This window comes from Hubeiibacter jixunmingi (assembly GCF_041928215.1).
Lineage (GTDB): Bacteria > Pseudomonadota > Gammaproteobacteria > Pseudomonadales > Moraxellaceae > Acinetobacter.
In genome coordinates this window covers 1-9,445 of the sequence record NZ_JBHFHK010000073.1, presented here as the reverse complement: position 1 = coordinate 9,445, position 9,445 = coordinate 1, and the positions used below count along the sequence as shown (strand labels likewise).

General features: G+C 38.8%; 9 protein-coding genes. 7 read left to right on the top strand and 2 right to left on the bottom strand.

Annotated elements, in window-relative coordinates; translation table 11 throughout:
- Positions 1-434 precede the first annotated feature (434 nt).
- The 4 genes from dapA to ACEYX7_RS09670 all read left to right on the top strand — a co-directional run bounded on the left by dapA (position 435) and on the right by ACEYX7_RS09670 (position 3,346).
- Positions 435-1,340, top strand: coding sequence for a 4-hydroxy-tetrahydrodipicolinate synthase (gene dapA, locus ACEYX7_RS09685; protein ID WP_374805020.1), 906 nt, complete (start codon positions 435-437; stop codon positions 1,338-1,340).
- A gap of 36 nt (positions 1,341-1,376) precedes the next feature.
- Complete coding sequence (locus tag ACEYX7_RS09680; RefSeq protein WP_374805019.1) at positions 1,377-1,976, top strand: hypothetical protein; 600 nt, start codon at positions 1,377-1,379, stop codon at positions 1,974-1,976.
- 66 nt (positions 1,977-2,042) lie between these two features.
- The gene (gene purC, locus ACEYX7_RS09675) at positions 2,043-2,762 is read left to right on the top strand and encodes a phosphoribosylaminoimidazolesuccinocarboxamide synthase (protein ID WP_374805018.1); all 720 of its coding nucleotides are present in this window, start codon (positions 2,043-2,045) and stop codon (positions 2,760-2,762) included.
- Positions 2,763-2,938: 176 nt separating this feature from the next.
- A complete protein-coding gene (locus ACEYX7_RS09670) occupies positions 2,939-3,346 on the top strand; it encodes an MliC family protein (RefSeq protein ID WP_374806609.1) in 408 nt (135 codons plus the stop codon).
- A 319-nt stretch (positions 3,347-3,665) separates the two neighbouring features.
- Here ACEYX7_RS09670 and ACEYX7_RS09665 read toward each other — a convergent pair whose 3' ends face one another.
- Both ACEYX7_RS09665 and ACEYX7_RS09660 read right to left on the bottom strand, forming a co-directional pair.
- Positions 3,666-5,789, bottom strand: coding sequence for a KUP/HAK/KT family potassium transporter (locus ACEYX7_RS09665; RefSeq protein WP_374806610.1), 2,124 nt, complete (start codon positions 5,787-5,789; stop codon positions 3,666-3,668).
- Positions 5,790-5,993: 204 nt separating this feature from the next.
- On the bottom strand, positions 5,994-6,833 hold the full coding sequence (locus ACEYX7_RS09660) for an NAD-dependent epimerase/dehydratase family protein (RefSeq protein WP_374805015.1): 840 nt from the start codon (positions 6,831-6,833) through the stop codon (positions 5,994-5,996).
- Between the two features lie 130 nt (positions 6,834-6,963).
- On the opposite strand from ACEYX7_RS09660, the gene argA reads away from it, so the two are divergent.
- From argA to ACEYX7_RS09645, 3 genes are all read left to right on the top strand, one after another.
- Positions 6,964-8,304, top strand: coding sequence for an amino-acid N-acetyltransferase (gene argA, locus ACEYX7_RS09655; RefSeq protein WP_374805014.1), 1,341 nt, complete (start codon positions 6,964-6,966; stop codon positions 8,302-8,304).
- A 114-nt stretch (positions 8,305-8,418) separates the two neighbouring features.
- A complete protein-coding gene (erpA, locus tag ACEYX7_RS09650) occupies positions 8,419-8,754 on the top strand; it encodes an iron-sulfur cluster insertion protein ErpA (protein ID WP_374805013.1) in 336 nt (111 codons plus the stop codon).
- Positions 8,755-8,799: 45 nt separating this feature from the next.
- A complete protein-coding gene (locus tag ACEYX7_RS09645; protein WP_374805012.1) occupies positions 8,800-9,135 on the top strand; it encodes a zinc-ribbon domain-containing protein in 336 nt (111 codons plus the stop codon).
- The last annotated feature ends 310 nt before the right edge of the window (positions 9,136-9,445 follow it).

The window sequence follows — 9,445 nt, the reverse complement described above, 5'->3', positions numbered from 1 at the left end:
CGATGAATCTTTTGCTGCTAATATCTATCTGGCTGCAACAATAATCAATTTGCGTTAATTGTCAACACGCCCTAATTATATTTTATGTTTTTGAGATGAATTCTGGAAAAATATACACTTCAATTTGGCATTTTAGATAGATTGCTTTGGATAGAAGTAACCCAAAACTGATGTGAGCATGACGATTTAGATTTAAAATAACAACATTTTACAACATAGTACATATAGAAAGGCTATATTAGCTTATGATAAGATACTGTGTAAAATTGGATTGTTACTCGCTCGCCTTGCTAAGATGGATTGAAAGGTGAAATTGTGGCGACGGACAAACAATTTTATCTCACGATTGAAACAAGCTTACCAATTTTTTGTATGTGATATAGACCGTGCATGGTCACAAAAATACTGGGGCATAATATAGGATTATGTTAGACATGACTCAGCAAGCAACCGATATACAAGGCTCAATTGTTGCCCTCGTTACCCCAATGTGCGACGATGGACAAGTCGATTGGGCGAGTTTAGAGCAATTAGTAGAATGGCACATTGAACAAGGTACACATAGTATCGTAGCAGTTGGTACTACAGGCGAAGCCTCAACGCTATCAGTAGAAGAACACGTCAAAGTGATTAGCGAAGTTGTCCGCATTGCCAACAAGCGTATCCCGATTATTGCAGGTTGCGGTGCAAATTCTACCGTAGAAGCCATTACCTTGACCAAGCACGTCAAAGAGGCAGGTGCGGATGCAGGTTTGATTGTTACACCTTATTATAATAAACCAACACAAGAAGGTCTGTACCGCCATTACAAGGCGATTGCCGAAGCAGTAGATTTACCGATTATTTTGTATAATGTGCCTGGTCGTACAGGTGTAGATATGCATAATGCGACTGTCGTGCGTTTATCAAAAATCGCCAATATTGTGGGTATCAAAGACGCTACTGGCGACATTCCACGCGGTATTGAGCTGATTAATGCTTTAGATAGCAAAGACATGGTCGTGTATTCAGGTGATGATGAAACGGCTTGGCAATTAATGCTTGCTGGCGGTAAGGGTAATATTTCTGTCACTGCGAACGTTGCACCAAAAATTATGGCGGAGATGTGTGAGCATGCATTGAAAGGCGAAAATCAGCCGATGCAAGCTTTAAACGCACAAGTTGCCGAATTACATGATATTTTGTTCTGTGAATCAAATCCAATTCCTGTAAAATGGGCACTTTATGCCATGGGCAAGGTGCGTTTAGGAATTCGCTTGCCATTGACTGTTTTGGATACGCAATACCACGATGTGGTGCGTAATGCTTTGGTCAATGCGAAATTGACTTCAAGCACTTAAGCCAAAAAGTGCATTATTAAAGTAGGTATTTTATTCATGAAAATGACATCAGTATTATTACTGGCAGTAGCAAGTTTGGCTACAGCCGGTTGTAGCAAAATGGCGATTGGAAACGGTTCTTTAGACTATAAAAAGAACGTGAAAACAATGCCTTTGCAGCTTCCAGAAAATGTACAGATGCGTCAGCCGCAAGCACTTTATCCAGCACCACAAATCCCTGAAGAGGCACTAAAAAACGCTCCAAATCTGGTAAATAGCCGTGGCAATCGCTTTGATTTATCACGTCCAGATCGTGCAGCATCATCAGCTGTGGTAACGGGCAGAGTATCTTCAGTACCAAGTCAACCACAAGCCATTATGGACGGTAGCCAAAATGTGATGCTATTGATCAATGGCGAACGTAATGCAATTTGGGAACGCACCATGGCTGCGGTAAAAGCTTCAGGTCTGCAAGCAAGTTTAGATGCAAAAACGACACATCAATATAACATCGTGTTGAATAATCATACTTATCAGCTAAGATTGGGCGATGTAAGCACAGGCTCAGTATTGGCAGTATTTGATAATCAACGCTATGCGAATGATGGGGTCAGCAAACAAATTTTAGAGAATATTGCGATACATTGGCCGCAATAATAACCCCACACTGGCTCATTGCGATACTGCATGAGCCATCATCTTTTTTAGATTTGGATTTATTCTATGCAAAAGCAAGAATTACTTTACACAGGCAAAGCAAAATCAGTCTACCAAACTGACGATGCAGATCATCTTATTTTGGTTTTCCGTGATGATGCCTCTGCATTCAATGGTGAAAAAATTGCACAGCTTGACCGTAAAGGTAAAGTAAACAACCGTTTTAATGCATTCATCATGCAAAAATTAGCTGATGCAGGTATCGAAACACACTTTGCAGAATTGTTGTCACCGACTGAAGTGTTGGTTAAAAAACTGAAAATGATTCCTGTAGAATGCGTTATTCGTAACTATGCAGCGGGTTCATTGTGCCGTCGTTTAGGCGTGGAAGAAGGCATTGAGCTTACACCACCAACTTTTGAATTGTTCTTTAAAGATGATGCTTTAGGCGATCCAATGGTGAACGAATCTCAAGCGATTGCTCTAGGCTGGGCGACTGCTGAGCAATTGGAACAAATGAAAAAAATCACTTATCAAGTGAACGATGTGCTTAAAGCTTTGTTTGAACAAGGCGGTATGTTATTGGTTGACTTCAAACTAGAGTTTGGTGTGTTCCATGACCGCATTGTGCTTGGTGATGAGTTCTCTCCAGATGGTTGCCGTTTGTGGGACAAAGAGACCAAGAAAAAATTGGACAAAGATCGTTTCCGTCAAGGTTTAGGTGATGTGGTTGAAGCTTATGAAGAAGTTGCACATCGTATCGGTGTAGATCTTAGCGATATCTAATTGCTCGTCTCATCGGTTTAAACTTTCGCCCTTATCATATTTACTGATGATAAGGGTTTATTTTTATGTATACGATTTGGAAATTCTGTGTTAAGAAATGCTATCAAGCATATAAATGTCTAATCTTTCACGTTAGAATTGCCCCACCTTAATTTTGATATTGTTAGGAATTTATGATGAAAGATTTATTATTTTCTATCGTTGGTGCATCAGTATTATTAACAGCTTGTGGTACTATGAATACAACTACTGCATCTAAAGCAGAGCCAGCAAAAACTGTAGCGCCAGCGGCACAAGTACAAGCGCCAGCACAAGCGTCTGCACCAGCAACACAACAAAATATCACCATGACTCGTTATGTATGTAACGGCAACCTTGTAGTACAAGTGGGCAACCAATTGATCAATGACAAATTACCAATGGTTATCCAAGGTCAACAAGGCTTGTTAGACCGTGCTGTAAGTGGTTCAGGTGAGCGTTATGTTGGTGGCGGCGTAGAATGGCACCGTGGTGGCAACGATGCAATCTTGACTGTAACAAACCCACAAGGTCAAAAAGTTGATTTAAACTGTAAAGCAGGTTAATTCAATCTTTGATTTGAAAAAATAGGCTAAGTTTTTGACTTAGCCTATTTTTATTGGGATAAATTATGCTTGTGATAGCATGGATCTATGCTCTGAAAATATATCAAAACGTGAGTTCGGTTTAAAAAGGTATGTTTGTATTGTAATTGTATGATTTTTAAAAAGTAGGGTGTGAGAAACATTGTTTCGCAAGACGCACCATTTTAATGCCGTTTTCTGAAAGGTGCGTAAGACGCACCCTACACATGAATTAAATTTACTTTTAAAATCAAATAATTAAAATTTAACTTATTCCGAACTCACGTTATCAAAAGTAAAATTAGATATCTAATTTCGCACCCATTTCTACTACATTTGAGCTCGGTAATTTTAGATATTCGGCAGCTGTTCCTGCATTTTGATGTAAATGTACAAACAGTTTTTCACGCCACAATGCCATACCCGTTAGGGCTTTACGTGGATTGATGGTTTCTCTTGATAAGAAATAACTCACGGTATTTTCATCAAAATCAAAATTAAATTGTTCAATTTGGCTCAAGGCATCAGGCACATCAATGTCATTTTTAAAACCAAAATTTAAAGTGACTTTCCAACAATTATGCCCCAAATAATCCACTTCGCTACGTTTACTTAAGCCAATCCAAGGCACTTCAAAAGTAGCAATATTCACAAAAATATTATATTGATGTAAGCATTTGTTGTGCTTGAGATTTTGCTGTAAAGCAATCGGCGTGGTATTCACCTCAGGCACCAAAAATACCGCAATACCAGGGATTTTTTTGATATTTTCGAATTGGTAAGTACGATTGGCATTTTCAAGTAATTTTTGCTCAAGATCTGCTTGCTGTGCTAATAACTCAGCATAATCTTCAGCATCGTACTTCAGTTGATCAACATTCACGGTTTTTAAATCAACTTGCTGATGTTTTAAACCATTTTCAGATAAAAGATGACGCATTTTATCTTGGGTATTTTCAATGGCTTGATTGAGACGTTTTTGGGCAAAACTGGCAAATAAATCATCCAAAAAGCCTTGTAACTCTACCGCTTGATTATGCCGTGCAAAAGCCAACAATTTACGACCATCACGCCAAGTAATCATAATCACAAACATGATGGCACCCAATAGTAATGGGAACCAACCACCTTTGAATAATTTTAATAAATTCGATGACCAAAATAATAAGTCAATCACAAAGAAAATTGCAGTCGCCAAAAAGCATAAAATAATCGGATAATTCCATGCATAACGCACCACAAAATAAGTCAAAATCGTGGTAATCAACATATCGGTACACACTGCAATACCGTATGCTGCTGCCAATTTATCAGAAGATTGGAACAACACCACTGCAAAGCAAATCGCAATAAACAAGCCCCAATTGATAAAGGGAATATAAATTTGCCCGACTTCTTTCATGTTGGTATAGACCACACGCATACGTGGCAAAAGCCCCAATTGCATAGCTTGTTTGGTAATACTGAATGCCCCAGAAATCAAAGCTTGTGATGCAATGACCGCAGCAATCGTCGCCAAAAATACCAAGAAAATTCGCAATGAACTATTTGCCATCAAGAAAAATGGATTGCTGATCGCCTCAGGATTTTCTAATAAAAATGCAGCTTGTCCAAAATAATTGAGTAAAAGACACGGCATCACTACGGTAAACCACGCCAAACGAATCGGTGTTTTACCAAAATGTCCCATATCTGCATACAATGCTTCAGCACCTGTCACACAGAGCACCACTGCACCCAAAATAATAAAAGACAATACAGGCTGATTGATCACAAAATTTATTGCGTAGATAGGATTGACCGCCCATACCACTTCCCAATGGGCTTGCATATGATATAAGCCCATTCCGCCAATCACCAAAAACCACAGTAGCATTAACGGGCCAAACAATTTACCAATGCCTTTGGTACCAAATTTTTGTACAAAGAATAATGCAAATAAAATCCCCAAGGTAACTGGAATAATCACCTCGTGTAATGTTGGTGAAACAATCGCCAGACCTTCTACCGCAGACAATACTGAAATGGACGGGGTAATCACACCATCGCCATAAAACAGACACGTCCCAAATACACCCAACAACATGATAAAGCCGTGCAGTTTGGGTCTATTTTTTACTGCATTAGATGCCAAAGCTAACATGGCAATCAAACCGCCCTCACCGTGGTTATCAGCACGTAAAACTAAAGTGACGTATTTCAGGCTGACTACCATGATTAGCGTCCACACAAAGAGTGATACCACGCCATAGATATTTTCAACGGTAAACGGCACATGTCCTGTGTTAAACACTTCTTTCATGGCATACAGTACGCTCGTACCGATGTCGCCATAGACTACACCGATAGCACCTAGGGTAAGTGCAGATAGACCAGCGTGATGATGATTTAAAGTAGGGTGGGCATTGTTGCGGTGACTAAACATGAATTATGTCTTTATTACTTTTGTCTGCAAATTATAAACCGATTGTTTTTGAATGAAATATGCTGTTGATGGATTAAACAGATGCAAAACAGCATTATGATTTAAAATATTAAGTTGCTTTTTATATTAAACAGGCGTATTAAAAAAAGCCAAAAAACAGCAATTTTCAACATTATTGCAATAAATTGTGACTTAAATCATAATTTAAATCTGTGCCTTAAAAAAATCCGCATATTTCAATATATAGCCCGATTGTTGCAAGCGTTTGGCGTAGACTTTTTTCCCTGTATGCGGTAAATCGGGATGCATTGTTAATGGATTTAATCCTTGTTTTTGTCGAAAATAATTTAAAATTTCTCCCAAAGGCATAGGAACACTATCTGATAAAATATAACTAGATTGAATTTTTTCAGCATCAATTTGCGTTAAATAACGCATAAAGCCGACTACATCCGCACGATGAATGCGATTGCTCCAATGTATACTGTCAATATGTGTAGTATGCTCAGCAAGTTTTTGCAGGCGTTGGCTTCCTTGTTGATATAGCCCTGTCGGTCTTAAAATACATAGTTTTTCTTGCCAATAAGCTGACCAAACTAACTCACTGGCAAGCAATATTTGCGTAAAAGGATCTATTTCATCGTTTTGATTATTAGAAATTTTATAATTTAATGGGCTGTCATCATCAATAATAGCACCTTGATCTTGTGCATAGACTCGTGTTGATGAGATAAAAAACACTTTTTTAGGGTTTTGCTGTTGTAATGCCAAAAATATCGATTGAGCAATATTTAAATAAGTATTTTGATAGCCTTGTACACTGCGTTCGCTTGGGCTGACAATACAAAAAATATAATCAAATTGCTGTTGATTTAATCGCTCGCTAATATTGGGTAAATCATTTAAATCTTGAGAAATATAATCAAATTCAGCAAACTGCCGAGCTTTACGCCCAATCGCCACGACTTGATGACCATGTTGCACCAAGTCATACGCCAAAGTTTGTCCCAAATCACCACAGCCTAAGATTAAGCTTTTCATCATTTTGCTTTTCATTTGTTGATTAATCCATTTTATAGCATAAATAGCCCATTTTCGCCAAGCAATTCTGATTGAATTTTGTTATGCTTTTCATTCACAGCAATTTTAATTTTATACTTAAGTCATTATGACAATGTCAAATTCAGTTTATCAACATATTACGCCTGATTATGTGCGTTGGTTTCGCCATTCTGCACCGTATATTCACGCTCATCAAGACAAAACCTTTGTGATTTTACTGACGGGTGAAGCCATTCAAAGTGATTTTTTTGAAGATATTATTCATGATATTGCCCTATTGCATAGCTTAAATATTCGTCTGATTTTGGTACACGGGGCAAGACCGCAAATTGATCAAGCCTTGACACAAGCCAATATTCAAAGTGAATATCACCAACATCGTCGTATTACGCCACAACATAGCTTACCGCATATTTTGGGAGCGATAGGGCAGGTACGCCTAAAGCTCGAAGCCATGCTATCCATGGGCTTGGCAAACTCACCCATGTATCAAGCTCGCATCAATGTGGCATCGGGTAATGTCGTTACTGCTAAACCTTATGGCGTGCATGATGGTGTAGATTTTCAGTGGTCGGGCGAAGTCCGTAGTATCAGCCGTCATCATATCCAAAATCATCTTGCCAATGGCTCAATTGTGTTAATTAGTCCGCTCGGTTATTCCAATACAGGTGAAATTTTTAATGTTACAGCAGAAGAAGTGGCTTATCGTGTGGCATTGGCTTTGCAAGCGGATAAGTTGATTTTCTTTAGTGAAAAACAAGGTATTGAAGATGCAAAACAGCAGTTGCAGCGTGAATTGCATCCCAATCAAATCGACGATTATCTTGATTATTATGCCCAAGATGGGGCATTTTTATCGGTACTGAAATTTGCCAAACTGGCTTGCCAAAATGGTATTCACCGTGTGCATTTTTTGCCTTTTCAGCATGATGGGGCATTGTTGCAAGAATTATTTACCCGTGATGGTGTTGGGAGTATGGTCAGCAATCGCCATTATGAAGATGTGCGGATGGCAACGATTGGCGATATTCAAGGTTTGATGCAATTGTTACAACCACTGGAACAACAAGGCATTTTAGTCTATCGACCACGAGAACGTTTGGAACAAGAGATTGAGCAATTCGCAGTAATTGAGCGTGATGGCATGATTATCAGCTGTGCAGCACTGCATCCCATCGTGACTCAGTCCGATGAAATCAATAGTGCAGAAATCGCTTGCGTTGCGGTACATCCCGATTATCGTAACTCTAATCGTGGCGAACAAATCTTACAATTTTTGCAAGATAAAGCACGCTCACAAAATATACAGCAAGTTTTTATTTTGACTACACGCACAGCACATTGGTTTATCGAACAAGGCTTTGTGCAATGTGCAGTGAGTGATTTACCACAGGCAAGGCAACATATTTATAATCATCAACGTAATTCGCAAGTTTATCGAAAATTACTCTAATCTGCCAAACTTCTGTTATAATATACGGTTGCAATGGGTTGCTTAAAAAGGGCAATCCACATACAGCCAAACAATGCAAAATAAATTTTTTGCTGAGCCAAAAAGGTGTACGCCATGACTGAACAAGCTTTAACTTTGACCGACAATGCGGCAAAAAAAGTCAGACAATTACGTGAAAGCGAAAACAATCAAGATTTGATGTTGCGTGTCTATGTGACAGGTGGCGGCTGTTCGGGCTTTTCTTATGGTTTTAATTTTGCTGAAACAGTGAACGAAGATGATGCGAGCTTTGTGAATGGTGACGTGACCATGGTAGTTGATGCTTTGAGTTATCAATATTTGCTCGGCTCAAGCGTGGATTATATCGAAGGCTTGGAAGGCTCACGCTTCGTGGTGAATAATCCAAATGCGACCACGACTTGTGGTTGTGGTTCTTCATTCTCTATCTAATTTCTATCATTTAATACGCAAGCATAGTTTAAAAAGGAGCAAGCCATGAATTTTCAATGTCCAAAATGTCAAAGTCGTAAATTGATGCCTGTTGCCAGTAGTAATGGCGTGCGTCCTAATGTGCCACGTAGTTTGGTTATTTTGATACCAAGTATATTGGTCTTGGCAGTGTTGGTGTTGATTAGCATTGTGATGTTTGTGATGGGTAAACCAGCAGGCGTGTTTTTACAGAGCTTGACGGTAGCGATATTTTTGGTCTGTGCTGTATCGGGTGCGATGTTTTGGCGAGTGATGCCAAACTTTAAAATAGAAATGCAAAACTTTATGCAACAACAAAAACAATGGAAATGTCGTGATTGTGGGCATGAGTGGCAAGTTTAAAACTGTTTTTAGGTCGGTTTAAATTGTTTAAGGGCAGATGATCTGCCCTCGATTTTTTAGAGCCTGTTCATGATTAATTTTTCTCGCTCAAAAGCAGATAAATCGCCAGCTTTACAAGGAAAAAGTGCAGGTTGATAGTCATTCTATCAGACCAGCTTTTGACGCAGTAAAGCAAGATTTAGCCATTTTGAGCAGGAAAGCCTTAATTTAAATCAATTTTCCTTTAAAATATTAGGGCGTGTTGATAATTAACGCAAATTGATTATTGTTGCAGCCAGATAGATATTAGCAGCAAAAGATTCATCGGTTT